At 56.7% G+C, this 17,089-nt stretch carries 20 protein-coding genes; 14 read left to right on the top strand and 6 right to left on the bottom strand.

Going from position 1 to position 17,089, the window contains the following annotated elements; translation table 11 throughout:
* Position 1: 1 nt before the first annotated feature.
* The 6 genes from E3E28_RS09505 to E3E28_RS09480 all read right to left on the bottom strand — a co-directional run bounded on the left by E3E28_RS09505 (position 2) and on the right by E3E28_RS09480 (position 6,099).
* A complete protein-coding gene (locus tag E3E28_RS09505; RefSeq protein WP_167914882.1) occupies positions 2-871 on the bottom strand; it encodes an ABC transporter substrate-binding protein in 870 nt (289 codons plus the stop codon).
* A gap of 21 nt (positions 872-892) precedes the next feature.
* Complete coding sequence (locus E3E28_RS09500; RefSeq protein WP_167914881.1) at positions 893-1,954, bottom strand: ABC transporter substrate-binding protein; 1,062 nt, start codon at positions 1,952-1,954, stop codon at positions 893-895.
* Between the two features lie 4 nt (positions 1,955-1,958).
* Positions 1,959-3,161 carry a TIGR04053 family radical SAM/SPASM domain-containing protein gene (locus E3E28_RS09495; protein WP_167915399.1) on the bottom strand — a complete coding sequence of 401 codons (1,203 nt, stop codon included), beginning with the start codon at positions 3,159-3,161 and terminating at the stop codon, positions 1,959-1,961.
* Between the two features lie 96 nt (positions 3,162-3,257).
* On the bottom strand, positions 3,258-4,253 hold the full coding sequence (gene cydB / locus E3E28_RS09490) for a cytochrome d ubiquinol oxidase subunit II (protein ID WP_099211017.1): 996 nt from the start codon (positions 4,251-4,253) through the stop codon (positions 3,258-3,260).
* Complete coding sequence (locus E3E28_RS09485) at positions 4,253-5,776, bottom strand: cytochrome ubiquinol oxidase subunit I (protein ID WP_167914880.1); 1,524 nt, start codon at positions 5,774-5,776, stop codon at positions 4,253-4,255. Before E3E28_RS09485 ends, cydB begins: the two co-directional genes overlap by 1 nt.
* A gap of 119 nt (positions 5,777-5,895) precedes the next feature.
* Positions 5,896-6,099: a hypothetical protein gene (locus E3E28_RS09480; RefSeq protein WP_099211012.1), complete on the bottom strand. Its 204-nt coding sequence runs from the start codon at positions 6,097-6,099 to the stop codon at positions 5,896-5,898.
* Positions 6,100-6,243: 144 nt separating this feature from the next.
* On the opposite strand from E3E28_RS09480, the gene E3E28_RS09475 reads away from it, so the two are divergent.
* The 14 genes from E3E28_RS09475 to E3E28_RS09410 all read left to right on the top strand — a co-directional run bounded on the left by E3E28_RS09475 (position 6,244) and on the right by E3E28_RS09410 (position 17,080).
* A complete protein-coding gene (locus E3E28_RS09475; RefSeq protein WP_167914879.1) occupies positions 6,244-7,392 on the top strand; it encodes an NAD(P)/FAD-dependent oxidoreductase in 1,149 nt (382 codons plus the stop codon).
* 10 nt (positions 7,393-7,402) lie between these two features.
* The gene (locus E3E28_RS09470) at positions 7,403-7,822 is read left to right on the top strand and encodes a DUF1641 domain-containing protein (RefSeq protein ID WP_167914878.1); all 420 of its coding nucleotides are present in this window, start codon (positions 7,403-7,405) and stop codon (positions 7,820-7,822) included.
* Between the two features lie 29 nt (positions 7,823-7,851).
* Positions 7,852-8,748: a ferrochelatase gene (gene hemH / locus E3E28_RS09465; RefSeq protein ID WP_167914877.1), complete on the top strand. Its 897-nt coding sequence runs from the start codon at positions 7,852-7,854 to the stop codon at positions 8,746-8,748.
* Positions 8,735-9,064: a hypothetical protein gene (locus E3E28_RS09460; RefSeq protein WP_099211004.1), complete on the top strand. Its 330-nt coding sequence runs from the start codon at positions 8,735-8,737 to the stop codon at positions 9,062-9,064. Before hemH ends, E3E28_RS09460 begins: the two co-directional genes overlap by 14 nt.
* Positions 9,065-9,067: 3 nt before the next feature.
* A complete protein-coding gene (locus tag E3E28_RS09455) occupies positions 9,068-10,072 on the top strand; it encodes a DUF3887 domain-containing protein (RefSeq protein WP_167914876.1) in 1,005 nt (334 codons plus the stop codon).
* Positions 10,044-10,964, top strand: a complete 921-nt coding sequence (locus E3E28_RS09450) for a polyprenyl synthetase family protein (RefSeq protein WP_167914875.1) — start codon at positions 10,044-10,046, stop codon at positions 10,962-10,964. The genes E3E28_RS09455 and E3E28_RS09450 overlap by 29 nt, the downstream gene beginning before the upstream one ends.
* 118 nt (positions 10,965-11,082) lie before the next feature.
* Complete coding sequence (locus tag E3E28_RS09445; protein ID WP_167914874.1) at positions 11,083-12,570, top strand: hydrogenase 4 subunit D; 1,488 nt, start codon at positions 11,083-11,085, stop codon at positions 12,568-12,570.
* Complete coding sequence (locus tag E3E28_RS09440) at positions 12,567-14,453, top strand: complex I subunit 5 family protein (protein WP_167914873.1); 1,887 nt, start codon at positions 12,567-12,569, stop codon at positions 14,451-14,453. The genes E3E28_RS09445 and E3E28_RS09440 overlap by 4 nt, the downstream gene beginning before the upstream one ends.
* Positions 14,450-14,734 carry a monovalent cation/H+ antiporter complex subunit F gene (locus E3E28_RS09435; RefSeq protein ID WP_167914872.1) on the top strand — a complete coding sequence of 95 codons (285 nt, stop codon included), beginning with the start codon at positions 14,450-14,452 and terminating at the stop codon, positions 14,732-14,734. Before E3E28_RS09440 ends, E3E28_RS09435 begins: the two co-directional genes overlap by 4 nt.
* Positions 14,731-15,189, top strand: coding sequence for a monovalent cation/H(+) antiporter subunit G (mnhG, locus tag E3E28_RS09430; RefSeq protein ID WP_167914871.1), 459 nt, complete (start codon positions 14,731-14,733; stop codon positions 15,187-15,189). Before E3E28_RS09435 ends, mnhG begins: the two co-directional genes overlap by 4 nt.
* Positions 15,186-15,443 carry a hydrogenase subunit MbhD domain-containing protein gene (locus tag E3E28_RS09425; RefSeq protein WP_042689942.1) on the top strand — a complete coding sequence of 86 codons (258 nt, stop codon included), beginning with the start codon at positions 15,186-15,188 and terminating at the stop codon, positions 15,441-15,443. Before mnhG ends, E3E28_RS09425 begins: the two co-directional genes overlap by 4 nt.
* Complete coding sequence (locus E3E28_RS09420) at positions 15,440-16,207, top strand: Na(+)/H(+) antiporter subunit B (RefSeq protein ID WP_167914870.1); 768 nt, start codon at positions 15,440-15,442, stop codon at positions 16,205-16,207. Before E3E28_RS09425 ends, E3E28_RS09420 begins: the two co-directional genes overlap by 4 nt.
* Positions 16,200-16,586 carry a sodium:proton antiporter gene (locus E3E28_RS09415; protein ID WP_167914869.1) on the top strand — a complete coding sequence of 129 codons (387 nt, stop codon included), beginning with the start codon at positions 16,200-16,202 and terminating at the stop codon, positions 16,584-16,586. Before E3E28_RS09420 ends, E3E28_RS09415 begins: the two co-directional genes overlap by 8 nt.
* Complete coding sequence (locus tag E3E28_RS09410; RefSeq protein ID WP_167914868.1) at positions 16,583-17,080, top strand: Na+/H+ antiporter subunit E; 498 nt, start codon at positions 16,583-16,585, stop codon at positions 17,078-17,080. Before E3E28_RS09415 ends, E3E28_RS09410 begins: the two co-directional genes overlap by 4 nt.
* The last annotated feature ends 9 nt before the right edge of the window (positions 17,081-17,089 follow it).

The following is a 17,089-nucleotide window of genomic DNA, read 5'->3' as shown; positions in this document are numbered from 1 at the left end:
TTCAAACACCGCAGAGCGAGTAGAGTTCCTTTGCGACATTTTCCCACTTCGGAAAGGCCCTTCCGTGTATAAACCTTCCGAGCTGGTAGATTCCCGGAATTATGCGGGGACTCCAGCGCATGAAGCTCTCAAGGTCGAGGGCCGAGCCGACTATGTTCACGTTTCCAAGCTGAACTGCTTCGATTGCCCTCCACTCGGCCGAGTCAAGGATTTCGTCCCTTATCTCCTCCATCTTCTCCCTGTCCGTCATTATGCTCGTGAGCAGGAAGAGGTGCTCCGCATCGCCGAAGGCCCTGAAGAAGCGCTCCTTCTTTACCGGATAGACCTTCCGCTTTGTCCGTATCCTTTCGCCGAGGTTTATCGCCCCGGCTTTTCTAACCGCGTCGCTCAGAACGTTGGTCCTCGTTACGACGTTGAAGTTCCGGTAGGTGAGCAGGACTTTGGGCCTCTCTTCGATGCCCTCAGTTATCTCGCCCAGCCTCGTTAGGTGCTTCTCATAGAACCCGCCGAGCTTTGAAAAGTCGCCCCTCGTTAGTTCGGCTATCCTCCTGCTCTCCTCGACGAGGCCTTCAACGGTCTCGAAGTCAACCAGCTCGACCCTTGCCCCTATACGCTCCCCAAAGGCCCTCAGCTCGTCCCCGGAGTGCAGGTTCTCAACCTTGAAGTCGAGGATAAGGTCCGGCTTAAGCTTCTCCAGAACGTCCCAGTAGGTCCTCTTGCTCCGCTTGAGGTACTTTCCGATGACCGGCTTATCCTTCAGCTCCGGCAGGCAGGGGTCGAGCCTGATTTCCTCGTTCACCCCGGCTATCTCCCCGGCTTTCCCGACGAGCTTGAGGATTTCCGCGAGACTCGCTGGAAAGACCGCTATCATCGTCCCACCCCAAAAGGAAAATCAGGAGAGGCCGTAAAACCTCTTCAGGAATTCCTTAGCTTTTTCGTTCCAGTCGGGGTAGTAGTCCGGGTAGATTGCCCTGCCGATGACCCAGATTCCCACTGCTAAGCGTGGACTCCAGCGGAGGAAGGAGTCCTTGCCCATGTCCGCCCTGAGGATTACGACGTTGCCATCTCTGACGGCCTTAATGCCCCTCCAGGCCTCGTCGCTGAGCATCTCCTTCCGGAGCTTCTCGACCTGGTCGTACGGGGTTACGGCGCTCGTGAGGAGGATTACGACGTCTGCATCGCGGTAGCTCGCGATTATCTTCTCCCTGTCCATCGGGACCCTAACCGGTGTGTAGCCGTTGAAGGTCAGGTTCACGAGGTAGTCCGCCCCAACGAGCCTGACGGCCTGAGCAAGGACGTCGTTGCCGTTGACGAGGTAGAGCTTGCCCATTATCGGCTGTATCATTACCACTTTCTTCCTCTTCTCCGCTGGAATCTTTGAGGCTATGGCCCTAACCTCCTTCACCTGCTCGTTGAAGTAGTCGTCGAAGGCCTTGGCCTCTTTCTCCTTTCCGAAGAGCTGGCCGAGGAGCGAAACGGCCCTGGGTATGTCCTCAAGTTTGTCCTCCCTCAGCAGGACGACCGGAATTCCGTAGCTGGCGGAGCGGTTGAGTAATTCATCAACGTTGTAGAACTTCTTCAGGTCGAGGTCAATTATTAGGTCGGGCTTTAGGGCTAAAACCTTCTCCCAGTCGTCAATCTTGAGCCTCGCGCCGACGACGGTCTTGTTCTTCAGGCTTTCACTCAGTAAAGCGTCGTACTGGGCCTCCCTTGGAATACCAACGACCTGCTCGCTCGCGTTGAGGAGCTGGATTATCTCGAGGGCGGAAGTCGAGAGAACGACCGCCCGCTGAACCGGAACTTTAACCGTGACGTTCCTTCCCGAGAAGTCCTTCACGGTTACCTCGTTCATTGCTTTGCTTGAGGTTTCGGTTGAGTTGCCCACGCAACCGGCCGAAACGACCGCGAGGAGAAGAACGACCGACAGGATTAGACCGCTCCATCTCATTTCCATCACCTCAAATAGGCTTTTGCCCTCCGAATGTTCCGATTGGAAGGTTCAGCCCGAGTTCGCCGGCGAGCCTGATGTATGAGCCCGGCTCGTACGGGCAGGCCGGGTCTTCGGCGAGAGGGTTCAGGTGATATGCGTAGGCCCTCGCCCTGCTTCCCCCGCAGATTTCCCTGAACTCGCACTTCCCACAGCGCCCCTCGAACTCGGCCGAGCGGAGCTTTTTCATAAGTTCACTCTCCCTGTAAATCTCAACCAAACTTTTATCGCGGACGTTGCCGACGCTGAAGGGCAGGAAACCGCTCGGGTAGACGTTGCCGTTGTAGGCGATGAAAACGATTCCCTTCCCGTCGCGTGTTCCCATCGTCTGTGCCCTCGCCTCGTTCCCTTCGCCGAGAAGCTCAACGAGCCGTTTCTTCAGCCTAAAGTAGAGTTCCCCGGGCTTGAGAACCTCGTCGGGGTCGAGTCCCTTCTCCTCCAGCGCTTTCCTCATTATAGCCACTCGCCTGAACATCGGACCCTCGGTGGTCCTCACGAGGAGGTGCTTCGAGGCTTCATAGAGGAAGTGCGTGACGTCTTCCCATTCCTCCGGCCTTAGGTCGCTCTCGAAGTTGCCCCTCCCGGTCGGAACGAGGTAGAAGACCTCCCAGATTTCGACGCCAAGGTCTTTGAGGAGCTTCACCATCTCGGGCAGTCCCTCAACGGTCTCGCGCATCACAACCGTGTTCACCTGAACGCTTAGGCCATGTTTTAGGAACTCCTTGATGGCCCAGACGGTTTTCTCCCACGTCCCCTCTATGCCTCTGATTGCGTCGTGGACATCTGAAAACGGGCTGTCGAGGCTTATGCTCACTGCTTTAACCCCGCTCTTTGCGATTCTCTCGATTGTTTCCTCTGTCAGGAGCGGTGTTACAGCGGGGGCGAGACCAACGCGAATGCCCTTCTCAACGGCGTACTCGATGAGCTCGAAGATGTCCTTCCTCATGAGCGGGTCGCCACCGGTGAGGATGAGTATCGGGTAGGGCCTTCCGAAGTCGGTGAGGGAATTGATGAGGGCCTTTCCTTCCTCGGTGCTCAGCTCGCCCGGCAGTGCCTGGAGTATCGCTTCAGCGCGACAGTGCTTGCACTTGAGCTGGCAGGCTTTCGTCGTCTCCCAGAAGACGAGGACCGGCTTCCTGTCGTAGGGCCAGCCGGTAGATTTGCCTCTGTGCATTTCGACCACCGTCTTTAGTTTCCAAAAAGAACTTTGCTGTAACGAATTATAAACTTTTCCCTAAAAAAGTTCGAATATCGAAAGAAGGAAAAGGAACTAATAGTAGCCCTCCGCCTCGGTGACCTTCCCGCCGAACATCTTGTAGACGTAGAGGGTGTAGGTCATGATGATTACTGCCAGGATTACTGAGACTCCAAGGACCGCCTGGAGCGTCAGTGGCGACGCCGCGAGGTCGTGTATGCTGAGCTTGAAGTTCGGGTCGGTGGTCGAGATGACCCAGTACGGGTACATCGTGTAGTAGATTAGGCCGACGACCAGCGGGAAGGCCAGCCAGCTGATGTAGAATGCCAGCTTGTCGACGCCCTTCTTGATGAGGTAGCCGTCGAGCAGTCCCGCGACGAGGATTACGACCGTCAGGAAGAGGCCGAGCGGGGTCATGAGCCTCTCGAACCTCAGCGGGGCCCAGATTTTCATGCCGATTACCGTCAGGAGCAGGAAGACCACTGTAAGCACCCAGAATGTGAAGGCGTACTTCCTCATGGTCTCCTGGAGCTTTCCGGTGGTCTTGTAGGCGCCCCAGTTGGCCCCGTGCCAGGTCACGGCGAAGAGCACGAAGAGGCCGACTATGAGCGGGTACGGCCTGAAGAGCGTCAGCAGTGAGCCGTGGAAGCCCTTGGCGTCGATGGGGATTCCCATGACGAGGTTGCCGACTATGACGCCGATGACGAGCGGGATTAACGCGCTGACGAGGGCGAAGAGCTTATCCCAGAGGTCCTTGTTCTTGTTCCTGAACTCGAAGCCGACAGCTCTGAATATGAACAGGAACGCGAGCAACCAGACCGCGAGGTAGAACGTGCTGAAGAGCGTCGCGTAGAGCGCTGGCCACATCGCGAACAGACCGGCACCCCAGGTGATGAACCAGACCTCGTTGCCATCCCAGACCGGCGCGATGGTGTTAACGAGGACGTCCCTGTCCCTCTGGTTCTTAATGAACGCGAGGAGCGTTCCTATTCCAAGGTCGAAGCCGTCAAACGCCAGGTACATTCCGAGGAGGAAGGCGGAAAAGTAAAACCAGGCAGTCGCGTAGTCCATCACTGACCACCTCCCGCGGTGCTAACGGCGGGGACCGGCTTCGCGGTGACGTCACCCTCAACCGGCTCGGGACCCTCCCTGATGAGCTTCCTGACGAAGTGGAGCCAGATGTAGAACAGTATGCTGTACACGACGACGAACGCTATCAGCGTAATCAGCACGCTTGTTGCTGAAACGTTGGCGGAGGCACCGGTCTTGTCGGTGACCATTCCCCAGACCATCCACGGCTGTCTTCCGACCTCGTGGGTGAACCAGCCGGCCTCGCCCGCGAGCCACGGAAGCGGAACGGTAACGACGAGCACCTTGAGGAACCAGCGAGCGTCGTAGAGCTTGCCGAGCAGGAGGAGGAGCACTCCGAGACCGCCGATGGCTATGAAGAGCGTTCCAAGGCCGACCATGACGCGGTAGGCGTAGAACATGAAGGCCACCGGCAGGGCGTCCTCAAGGACCTTGACCATCTTCTCGTTGGCCTGGGGGTCGTTGGGGTTTATACCGTAGGCCTGCATGAGGCTGTCTATGACCTGCTTCTTGACCTGTTCGTTCTCGTAGTTGGGGTTGTTGAGAACCTGTTCGTACCAGACGTACCTTGCCGCGTCGTGGAGGCCGAGCACCTGCGCGTTCCAGTCACCGAAGGCAAGCCAGCTCAGCAGTTTGGGAATCTCGATGGCGTACTTGACCTGCTGGTTCTTCTCGTCAACGATTCCGAAGACCACCATCGGCGCACCCTTCTCGGTGTGGAAGAGGCCCTCGTCGGCGGCAAGCTTCGTCGGCTGGTACTTGGCTATGACCATGCCTTCCTCGTGGCCGGTCGGATAGAGCTGGATTACCGAGCTTATCGCGAGAACTACTATGCCGAGGGCGAGTGCGCTCCTCGCGACCTGGACGTGCCTCTTCTTGAGCAGGTAGTAGGCGCTGACCGCGACGACTATGTAGGCACCGGTGAGGATTGCGGAGTTTATGGTGTGGGTGTACTGGCTAACCAGGAGCGGGTTGAAGACGGCCTTCATGAAGTCGGTCAGCTCAGCCCTCGGGCCGAGGGGTGTGTCCTTGATGATGTAGGCTGTCGGTGTCTGTTGCCAGCTGTTGGCGATGAGAATCCAGAGTCCAGAAAGGCTCGAACCGATGAACACGAAGAACGATGAAATCCAGGTTATGGCCCTTGGGAGCCTGTCCATACCGAAGAGAAGCACGCCGAGGAACGTCGACTCGAGGGCGAAGGCAAAGAGACCCTCAAGCATCAGTGGAGGACCGAAGATTGAGCCGACGAAAACCGAGTAGTTGGCCCAGTTTGCACCGAACTCGAACTCCATGACGATTCCCGTTGGGACGCCGAGGACGAAGAACACTCCCAGCCACTTGGTGAAGAACTTCGCCGCCTTGTGCCACTGCTCCTCGTTGGTTATAGCCGCCATGGTCCAGAGCAGGAAGACCATGAAGGCCATTCCTATGCTCGCGGGCACGAAAATCCAGTGGTAACCCGCGGTCAGGGCGAACTGTATTCTCGACAGCAGTACCGGGTCCATAGCGAACCACCCCTTAGTTCATCCTTCAAACTGAACTTACCGGGAAACAAACTTATAATGTTTTCGGAGCATCTAATTAAAGTAATGTTTTCCTTTAAGCGAGAACATAAAAGAAAGAATTAAACTTTTGCTTTCGGACTGTTGACCGATGGCATGCCGTGCCGGTGGAAAACCCAAATCATGTAGGCTATTCCAAAGACCATACCTGGCACTACCCAGACAACGTTGTGCATCAAGAACGCAATCAGTACAAAGACAAACGCGAGCACTATTGCCACCAATCCGGCAAGGACCTCCTTACCAGTCTCCGCCTGTACTGCCATGACACCACCTCCTTTCGAATTCAGAACTTGGGTCTTATATCTCTTTCGGACGAATCTTTTTCCGAACCTAATAGGTGCGATAATCAAAAGGGTTATATACCCCAAAACCTCACTCCCATTGGTAGAAGACCTGGAGGTGCACGCATGGCGAAGGTTCTGGTCCTTGGAGGGGGTACCGCCGGACTCGTGGCGGCGCGCTACCTGAAGGCGGAAGCGGACAGACTCAAGCTCGACGTTGACGTGACGATGGTGACTGCAAGTGAGAGACACTACATGCCACCACTCTTCATGGAGGTCGCGCTCGGTTCCGCCGAGGGTCACGAGACCTGGGCACCGATAAAGAACGCCGAGAAGGTCTACGGTTTCAAGGTTGACATCGATAGGGTTACCGAGATTGACCTCGACAACAGGCAGGTGAAAACCGAGGACGGAAAGGTTTACGACTACGACTACCTCGTCCTTGGCCTGGGCGTCAAGTACGTCTGGGACAAGTACAAAGGCCTTGCCGAGTACGGCTATCACAACTTCACCCTTGAAGGAGCCCTTGAGCTGAGGAAGGCCCTCTACGAGTTCAAAGGGAAGAAGATAGTCATCTACACCCCGGAAGCGCCACATCGCTGTGGCATATACCCCTACGAGATGGGCCTCAACCTCAGGATGTACTTCGAGCACCGCGGAATTGACGACGTCGAGATTACCGTCGTTCACCCGGACAAGGAGCCGGCCATCGGCCTCGGCCCGGACCTCGTCAGGTTCTTCAGGAGGGAGATGGAGAAGGCCAGGGTGAACTTCATAAGGAACGAAGGGCACGTTGAGATAACGCCGAACAAAGTCATCACCAAAAACGCCGAGGTTGAGTACGACCTCTTAATCAAAGTGCCACCCATAGCGATTCCCGACGTCATGGCCTTTATGGCCGACGAGAAGGACCCGCGCTGGGCCAAGGTTAAGGGGCCGGACTTCCGCTACCCAGGCTACGATGAGGTCTACGTCGTCAGCGAAGCGAGCATGCCACCACTCGGCCTTTTGACGGCCGGCGTTCCGCTCCACAACGCCTCGATAGTTTCCGCGACGAGCATACTCCACCAGATACACGGCGGGTTCCCGGTCGCGGAGTACGCCCCGACGATGTGCGTCGGCCACGGCTACAACACCGGTTTCATCGGCAACTGTGAATACGAGTGGACCGGAAGCAAGTACAGGCGCGAGTGCTACCTACTCTTCAAGAGCCCGCTGGTCAGGATGATGAAGGACTCCTTCTACAGGGGCTGGCTCGACAGTTTGAGGCTGTGAGGTGAGGAAGATGGGCGAGCTCAATTTCACCCCCGAAGAGATTTCCGCCGTTAAGGAACTGATAGAGGTTGCCGTGGCTTTGAAGAAGAGCGGAACCCTCGGAATACTCAAGGCCATGACCGAGAACGGGGATAAGTTGCTTGAAACCATAGCCGAGGAGAAGGCCGTCCTAAGACTCACCGCGATAGGAAATTCCGCCCTCGAACCGGTCAGGGAGCTCGAGGTTGAGGACGTCAGAAAGCTCAGCTGGAACACCGAGGAGCTTGTTAGGGCCCTGCTCAAGGCCCTCGCAGAGACCAACCCCAAGGAGGTTCCGAAGGTCGGAATGACGGGAGCGATTGGCTACCTCCGCGACGAGGACGTCCAGAAGGGACTCGGATTCCTCCTGACCCTCGCGAAGAACCTCGGCGCGGTTTTAAACGAGAAGTGACCCTTTCATTTTCTTTTGGAGGTGAAACCTTGAGGGTTCTCTTCACCTACATGGGAGCGCCGACGACGCCCGATGAAGTTGAGGACTTCATATTCCGCTTTCTCTACGACGTGAGGAAGGATATAGGCCTCGACGTGCCCGGGGCAAAGGCGATAATCCGAGGCATAGCCAAGGCCCGCGCCCGGGCAGTTAGGGGCCACTACGCGGTTATGGGCGGGAAAAGCCCGCTCGTGGATTACATGCGCGAGATTGCAGGGCTGGTGAGCGAGAGAACCGGTCACGAGATAACCCTCGGCATGTGCTATTCTAAACCCCTCCTCGAGGAGCTGAGCGACGGCTTCGACCTCGTATTTCCGCTCTACCATGTTTACTCCAGCTCGACAACCGAGAGGTGTCTGCTCAAGGTCAGGGAGCTCTTCAGCGATAGGCCCTACATCAGGGAGTGGTGGAACAACGAGAGGTTCATCGCCTGGGTCAGGCACAACATCGAGAAGGGCTTAGCTGAGAGCGGTTTTGAGAACCCATACGTGATTCTAAGCGTCCACAGCCTGCCGAGGAAGGTCATTGAGAGAGGTGACCCCTACCTGAGGAGCCACACCGAGCTGGCAAAACGGGTTATGAAAGCATTTGACCTCGAGTGGGAGATGGCCTTCCAGAGCAAATTCGGAAAAGGCGACTGGCTCGGGCCGGAGGTTCCGGAGGTCCTGGAAAGGCTCAGGGAGGAGGGTGTCGAGGAGGTTCTGGTTTACCCGCTCAGCTTCCTCGTTGAGAACGTCGAGACGCTTTACGAGCTCGACGTTGAATACCGGGAATTTGCTGAAAAGCTCGGACTGAGGTTTTACCGGGCTAAACTTGACCACAGGCACGATTACCTCATCTCGGCGATAGCCCAGGAGCTTAGGAGGTGGGAAGATGGGAAGGCTTAGCGACGCTTTCATAGCCTATGTCTTCGGCTTTGTCGGGGGGATTCCCCTGCTCCTCATGAAAGATACTGACGAGCTAACGAAGACCCACGCGGCTTACTCCAGCGTGGTGGGGTTTTTCTTCTGGATTGCCTTTATGGGAGCCTGGCACATGTACCCCGGCTACCCCGAGTTCGGCTGGTCGCTCTACGTCTTGGCCCTCTGGTACGTCTACGCCCTCTTCGGGGCCTGGAAGATGCTGAGGGGAGAGACCTACAGGATTCCCGGCATCGAGGGACTGGCCAAAAAGCTCATTAGGGCCCTTGCCCCAGCGGTGTGAGGGATGAAGATGAGAAAGGCACTGCCCCTCGCTTTAACTTTAACCCTGCTTCTACTCCTCAGTGCCCCGGTTACGGCCGACGAGTTCACCGAAAAGGGAAACGCCTTCATGGGGAACTTCATAAAGGCCATGAACACCGGCAACTACTCCCTAATAGAGCCATACATGAGCGAGAGGCTCAAGAAGGAACTCGGGGAAAGGGAGTTCGCCCAGCTGAGGGAGTTCACCATTACCAACTACGGAAAGTTGCTGTCCTTCAGCCTCGTCAACGAGAGTCGTGAAGGGGACATGGTAAAGCTGGAATACGAAGTTAAAGCCGAGAAGGGGACCTTTCCTGTCGCCCTGACGTATGAGAACGGCGAGCTCGTTGGAATCGGCCTTGGGGTGAGGGCAAAGCCCAATCCAGCGGGAATGGTCGCCATGATTCTCGGCTCCCTGCTCGTTCTGGGGGCGTTTTACTTCATCAGGAAGCCCTCGATTCCGGACCTCGTCCTCGGTGCTGGAATTGCGCTCGGCCTGTCGGTTATAATCCCCTTCTACGGGATAATCTCCCTCATCGTAGCGTATTCAACGGTTGCGCGCGCCCTGTTCACGGCCTGTACAACCGCGCTGACGGTCGAGGCAATTAAGTTCTACTTCTCCCGGAACAGGGACGGCCTTTCACTCGGTCTCGGCCTTGGAATCGGCCAGTACGTCCTCCTTTCCATCGGTACCTTCGTGGCGACGAACTTCATAATGCAACTGCCGGTTTCCTTCACGGGCCCGACCTACTGGGCCTTCCTCTTCGCGCTGGCCTTCACCGCTTTCCACGCGCTTTCGGCCGGGACGTATTCAAAGCTCCGCAACGTTAGGTTCCTCCTTCTCTTTGCCCTGATTGAGGGCCTCGCGCTCGTGATGGAGTCGCTTTCGCATCTTGGCCTTTCGCTGTTGCTCGTCCTTCTGGGAATAGTGGCAGGGCTCAGACTCGGGGGTGTCATCGATGGAATCGCTGGACGAGAGGCTCATTGAAGCACTTGAGGGGAGCGTTGAGCTCGCGAAGAAAATCGGGGAGTACATAATCCGGAGCGGTGGAAAGAGGATAAGGCCGAGGATAACCCTAGCAGTTGCAGAGGGCCTTGGACTCGACGAAAGCGATGCCCTTGACCTCGCCTCCGCGATAGAGCTAATCCACACCGCGAGTCTGGTTCACGACGACGTCATTGATTTGGCCGAGAAGCGAAGGAACAACCCCACCGTAGTCATGCGCTGGGGGCCGGAACTTGCCGTCCTTAGCGGTGACTTTCTCTTCGTCCGCGCGCTGAGGATTATAGCCGGCAAAAATGTTGAGATGGTTGACTACGTCGCGAAGGTCGTCGAGGACATGGTCAAGGCGGAGCTTTTACAGGAGGCCGTGCGCGGGAGCGTTCACCTCGACATCGAGACCTACTACAGGATAATAGACGGAAAAACCGGACGGCTCTTCGGCGCTTCCTTCGCGCTTCCCGCCTATTACCTCGGAAAGCCCTACTGGGAGGAGCTCGATAAAGCTGGAACGCTCGTGGGAAGGGCGTTTCAGATAGTCGACGACGTGCTCGACTACTTCCCGGGAACAGGAAAGGACCGCTTCAAGGACCTGCTCAACGGAAAAACAACCCTCCCGCTAATCCTCTACACGGAGCGCTACGGCTCCTCCTTCGTCGAGAGAATCCTCAAAAACCCAAGGGAGGAGGACCTGCTCGAGCTCTTTGAGAAGATGACCAAGGCCGGCGTCTTCGAGGAGTCCCTTAAGAGGGCGAAGGGCTACGTAAACGAGGCGCTTGGGCTCGTCAGGAACTTGCCCTTCGATGGAGGTGATGTCGTAAGCCTCGTCTCGGACTATTTCGAGGGAGTCTTTCGGAGGGTCAACGCCGTCGTCCCTTAGCCTATCGGATTTCACGAAAATGGGCATTTGACTAAATGTCTTTCGGGAAAGAACGAAAAACTTTAAAAAGGTTCGTTAGACAAACCTAATGGATTTTGGCCAGCGTGGAGGGGGAACTATGATAGGCCTTCTCGCAACGTTAACCTTCACAGTCCCGCTCATCGGTGGACTAATCCTCTTCAGGCTCGACGAGAGGAAAGCGGACGCGATAATGCTCGCATCTTTCGTATCGGCGATGATTGCCCAGCTCGGCGTTGCCGTTCTCTACCTCCTCGGCCACGAGGAGCTGATTCACATTACCTACCTCCAGAGCGCCCAGTTCGGCGAGGTTTACGGCCTTATAATCGACCCCATGAGCGTTTTGATAGGTACGGTCGTTGCCGTTGCGGGATTCATATTCATGTTCTACGGCGTCGAGTACATGAGCGAGAGAAACGTCGGGCACCCGGGAGGAAAGGGCAGGGGACTCTTCTACGCCTGGATGACGCTCTTTGAAGGCGCCACCCTCGGATTCATCTACTCCTCCACGTTCCTCAGCCTGTTAATCTTCTTCGAGCTGATGGGGCTTGCCTGTTGGGGCGTCGTGAGCTATTACAACACGAAGGAGGCGAGGAGGGCTGGCTTCAAGGCCTTCATAATCCCGAACGTTGGGGCGATGATAGGCTTCTACACGGCCATCTACATCGGCCTCACCCAGCTCCACGACCTCAGTCTGTTCTCGCTCTCGAAGGTTTCCCCCGAGGTAAAGCCCTGGTTGTTCCTGGCCCTGCTCATAGCGGGCTACACCAAGAGCGCCCAGTTCCCGACCTACTCGTGGATTCCGGACGCGATGGAAGCCCCAACTCCCGCGAGCGCCTTCCTTCACGGTGCGGCGATGGTCGAGATGGGCGTTTACCTCGTCGCGAGGGTTATCCAGTTCATCGGACCCCTCCCGGTCTGGGTCTTCTACTTCATGGCCGTCATGGTCTCCCTCACGCTCCTCATCCCGATACTCAACTATCCGGTTCAGAAAGATGCCAAGAGACTGCTCGCTTACTCAACGGTTGCCGAGGCCGGAATAATGTTCTCCGGATTGACTTACGCCGTCCTCGGCCTCACGGGCAAGGCACCTGGCTTTGACATCGGCCTCAAAGCCGCGATGTTCCAGCTCACGACCCACGCCTTCGTCAAGGGCCTGGCCTTTCTCACCGCCGGAACCTTCACGTACTCCCTCGGGACCCTCGACCTGAGGCGGATAAGCGGTCTAAGGGAAATCCTGCCCGTGAACGGCCTCGCGTGGACGGTGGCGCTCCTCGGACTGGCGGGTCTTCCCCCGATGGGCATAGCATTCAGCAAGGCCGAGCTGATAACCAACCTGAGCCTCGTCAAGGTTTCCGCCCTGGCCTGGCTCCCGATTATAATGGTCCTAACCGATTCGGCCGTCTTCCTCTGGGTCGGTCTCAAGTGGATTACCAAGAACGTCTTCGGCAGGCCCAACGTCGAAAAGGTCAGCACCCACCCGATAATAACCGCGTCGCTCTTGATTCTCATCGTCCTGACGCTGGTCTCGGCTTACCTCGCCTACCCGCTTGTCGAGGAGATAACCTTCTACGGGGTGATACCATGAGCCTCTACGTCCTGGAGCTGGCCCTCGGACTGCTATTCATAGCTTCACTCGTTGGCCTCGCCTCAGGAAAGCGGGCCTACTACGTTACCCTTGTCTCTTCCGTCTTCCTATTCGCGAGCGCCGTTGAAGGCTTGAACGGTCTCTCAGGTGAGATAATCCCCTTCCTTCCCACGACCATCAGGATAGATTCCCTTTCGGCCCTCTTCCTGCTCGTAACTGCCTTCATCACGTTCACGCTCTCGCTCTACCTGCTCTCCTATGAGGTGAAGGGGGACGAGAGGTTCCTGGCGATGGCCACCAACATGGCACTCCTCTCAGCGGTGGTCTTTCTGTCAACGAACAACATCGAGAGGCTCACGCTCTTTTACGAGCTCTTCGCGGTCTTTACGGCAGTGATGGTGTTGGCATCTGAGACGAGGGGCTCAAGAAAGGCCACCTGGCGCTACCTCGTCCTCACGCAGGTCTTTGGCATAATCCCCCTCCTCATAGCGACCGGCTTGGCTTACGGTGCCGTCGGGAACCTGCACCACCTGACTTTCCACGGCCTCCGTGAGAACCTTGAAAACCTCGCGGTCAGTCCTGCGTTTCTCCTCGTCCTCTTCCTTTCAGCTTCCCTCGTCAGGAGCGGGGCGTTCCCATTCCACGTCTGGGTTCCGAGGGTTTACCGCTCGCTTCCGAGTCCATTCGTGCCGGTTTTCCTCCTCGGCGAGGCCCTTGGGGTTTACCTGCTCCTCAGGGTTGCCCACTTCGTCCTCCCGTCTGGAGAGGCGCTCGGTTACGCTGTGGCCTTTATCGGCACGGTTACGGCCTTTGCGACGCTCTACTCCTTCAAGGAAATCCGGCTCAAGCGCAAGTTCGCCTACCACAGCGTCATGGACGTTGGGATAGCTTACTTTGCCCTCGGAAGCTCCCTCGTGCTCCAGGGGACATTCCTCGGAACGGTTGCACTCCTCGGAGCGTTGCTCCACGTCCTGTATCAGGTGCTCTACAAGAGCTCCCTCTTCTTCGGCCTCGGCGCGATAGAGCACTACGGCGAGGAGCCGAACATATGCTCGATGAGAAAGCTCCTCAAGGGGCACGTCATCGCACTCCTGATGTCGCTCTCCGTCTTTTCGATGGCCGGAATTCCGCCCCTCTCAGCCTTCGTGAGCAAGTGGCTCATCTACACGGCTTCAATGGGCACGACCAACGTCCTCCTCTGGCTGATGGTCGTCACGATAGCGTTCCTCGGAATATTCCCTCTGGCCTCGATAATCCAGGTCAGGAGGATAAACAGGCTAATCTGCAAGAGGGAAGTTGAGAGGGAGGAGGTTCCCTTCGCGATAAGAACTGTCACGGGAATAGTCTCGCTCGCGAGCTTCCTCGTGGCGGTATTCCCGTTCATCCTGCTCCCCTGGCTGACGGGGTCACTCGAAGAACTCGGCTACCCCCTGCCAGAGACTCCGTCACAGCTCTTCCTGGGAAGTCCCGGTTCGCTCATTGCACTCGTCACGCTCGTGGCTATGGCGGTCATCGGCTGGAGAATCGGTAAGATGCCAACGGAGCGCATCAGCGAGCTCCTTTTAATCTTCTACAACATGGGCGACATACTGCGCTTCACGGCCGACTACTTCCTCTCTCTGGGCAAGAGCTTTTACCTCAACAGGATTCTCCCAATCATAAAGGTCGTTCCGAAGCATGAGCTCCCGCTCATCAGGGACTACGACGACGCGCTCGACTACCCTGTGAGGCACCTTGACGAGGCGATGTTCATGCCACTCATAAGGGCCGTTGAAAGGCTCGCGCGCTGGGGCAAATCAAAGAACCTCGACATGAACGCGCTCATAAGTGGCTTTGCAATTGCGATGGCCGTCCTTATAGTCCTCCTGGGGGTGTTTGCATGAACGTTGAGGTCGTTTTCAACGAGGTCCTCTACTTCGCGGCCGTCATCTACACATTCGCGTTCGTCCTCTATGGAATCCGCGCGATTAAGGGCCCGACGACGGCCGACATAATCCTCGCCGTCGACTGCCTGTCCTTCGACATGGCGGCGTTTATGGTAATATTAGGAATCTACTTCAAGTCAATCATGCTCGCGAGCGGTGCGATAATCCTTGCCCTGTGGGCCTTCATGCTGGACATCTACTACACCAAGTACGTCCTCTACGGGGAGGTGGAGGTATGATTATCGAGGACGTCATTTTCATCATCGGGTCGGTCGCGATACTCCTTGGGGCGATTTACGACCTCATAGCGGCGATAGGCCTGCTCAGGTTCAAAGACTTCTATATGAGAACCCACGCCGCGACCGTTGGGACGGTTGGAGGCGCCGCATTACCGGTCTTCGGTGCAGGTCTGGTGGCGCTCGTCTATTACCCGCTCGGCGCCCAAAGGTTCTTCATGGCCGGAATAGCCTTCACCGTCGGCGTCTTAATCCTCCTCATAGCGCCCACAGGAACCCACTCCCTCGTCTCAGCGGTTTACTTCGGAAGGGTCGGAAAGAAGCCTCCTTTGGTAGTTGACCAGCTCGAGGAGGACTTACCAACGAGAGAGGACGTTGCGGAGCTCGTCCGCGAGCACGAGGAGTTGCCCGGAGAGGAGGAAGAACCCAAGTTCACCTTCAGGAGGCTGGCGAGATGATTGAGATTCACCTGATAATCCTCGCGATAGTCGTTTCCTTCGGCTTCGCCTTCAGCTACCTGGCCATGAAGGAGCACGACCTGCTCAAGGCCCTTGCTTTGAGCTCCGTCCAGTCAACGTTCTTCGCCCTCGGCTTCTACATACTCGCGGCTCCGGACATAGTTTTGGCCTACCTCGCCATAGCGGTTGGAGCCTATACAGCCCTCGTAATCCTCGCCATAAGCAAAACGGAGCGCTACGAGGTGGGAGAATGAAGAGGGACGTAATCGTCGCGGTTTCCTTCCTTGGGGCCTTCGCGTTCATTGCCTACGCCTTAGTCTACGCCAACGTCCTCGGTCTCGGCGGGGCAGAGCTAAGACCCCTCGGCGAGTTCTACCTGGGCCACGCCTTCGCCCATGAGGGCCTCACGAGCCACAGCCCTGAAGTCGTTACGGCCATAGTCTGGAACTACCGTGGTTTCGATACGCTCTTCGAGACCTTCGTCTTCTTCCTCGCGATAATGGGGGCCTTCAGCGTGCTCAGGCTCACCGACGAGCAGGAGAAGATTGTAAGGGAACTCGAGGCGAAGGAACCGCACAGGCAGATGGACCTCATAACCCGCGCAACCACGAAGCTCGTCGTGGTAATGATAATCGCTATCTCCGCCTCGATAGCGCTCCACGGCCACCTGACGCCGGGCGGTGGCTTCCAGGGCGGTTCGGCGATGGCAGTTGCTTCCCTCCTGCTCTTCGCGGTCTTCTCGAAGTTCACCCTTGAGAGAAAGGGCCTCAACCTGAGGCACACGATTTCAGCTTATGCCCTCGGCTTAGCTTTAATCCTCGCCACTGTCTTGGCTCCGGTTTTCCTCTACGGTGGCAAAGTCCTTGAGATAAACCTCCTGCCCGGCGAGACGGGCCTCTTCAACCTCGACGTCGGCGAATACACTGCGGTAACCTTCGGCTTCCTGACGGTGTTCCTCGTGCTCGGCGTCTCTGAGTGGATATTCAAGACCGTCCTCAGGGGGGAGGTCAATGATTAGCTTCCTCCTCGCCTACATCACGCTGACGCTCTTCGGCATGATACTCCTTGGAATCTACGGCGTAGCGACGCGCTCCAACCTGATTAAGAAAATCATCATGCTCAACGTCATGGGCGACGCGATAAACATGCTCTTCATCCTAATCGGCTACCGCCTCGTCTTCCCTGTCTTCCCGCCGATTTACGAGAAGCACATAACCTTTGAGGAGTTCCTGAGCAGGGCCGTTGACCCGGTTCCGCAGGCGCTCGTGCTCACGGCCATAGTCATCGGAATGGCCATGAACATACTTCTCGCGACATATGCGATACAGTTCTACCGCCTCCACGGGACGGTTGACGCCAGAGACATGGCCGAGATAATGGGGGGTGAGGGCGAGTGAACGTTAGATTTTCACCGGCGACGTTCTTCATAGTGCTGGCAACGTACCTGTTCTACACGGGCTCGGCCACGGAGTACGACATAATAACGGGCTCGATAGTCGCTCTCATAGTTTCCTTCATCGTCGGTCACTGGCTGGTGGAAAACGAGCTCAAGTTCTTCTCGCCGAGGAGGTGGTTCTACGCCATCGTCTACGCCCTCCGCTACTTCTTCATCGAGGAAACCAAGACGCACATTGATGTGGCAAAGAGGGTCTTCACGCTCAAGGCCAACCCCGGCATAGTGCGAATTCCCCTCGACGTTGAGAGCGACTACGGAAAGGTCCTCGTTGCAAACTCGATAACAAACACACCCGGAACGGTTGTGGTGGACATAAGCGACGACGGAAAGTGGCTCTACGTCCACTGGATTGACGTTTCCACGCTCGACGAGAAGGAAGTGAAAGAAAACATCGTCGCTTATTTCGAGGACTACGCGAGGAAAATCTTCGACTGAGGTGATAGC

It is taken from the genome of Thermococcus sp. 21S9, from assembly GCF_012027635.1.
Classification (GTDB): Archaea; Methanobacteriota_B; Thermococci; order Thermococcales; family Thermococcaceae; genus Thermococcus.
The sequence above is the reverse complement of the archived record's forward strand: the minus strand, read 5'-3'. Positions and strand labels throughout refer to the sequence as shown.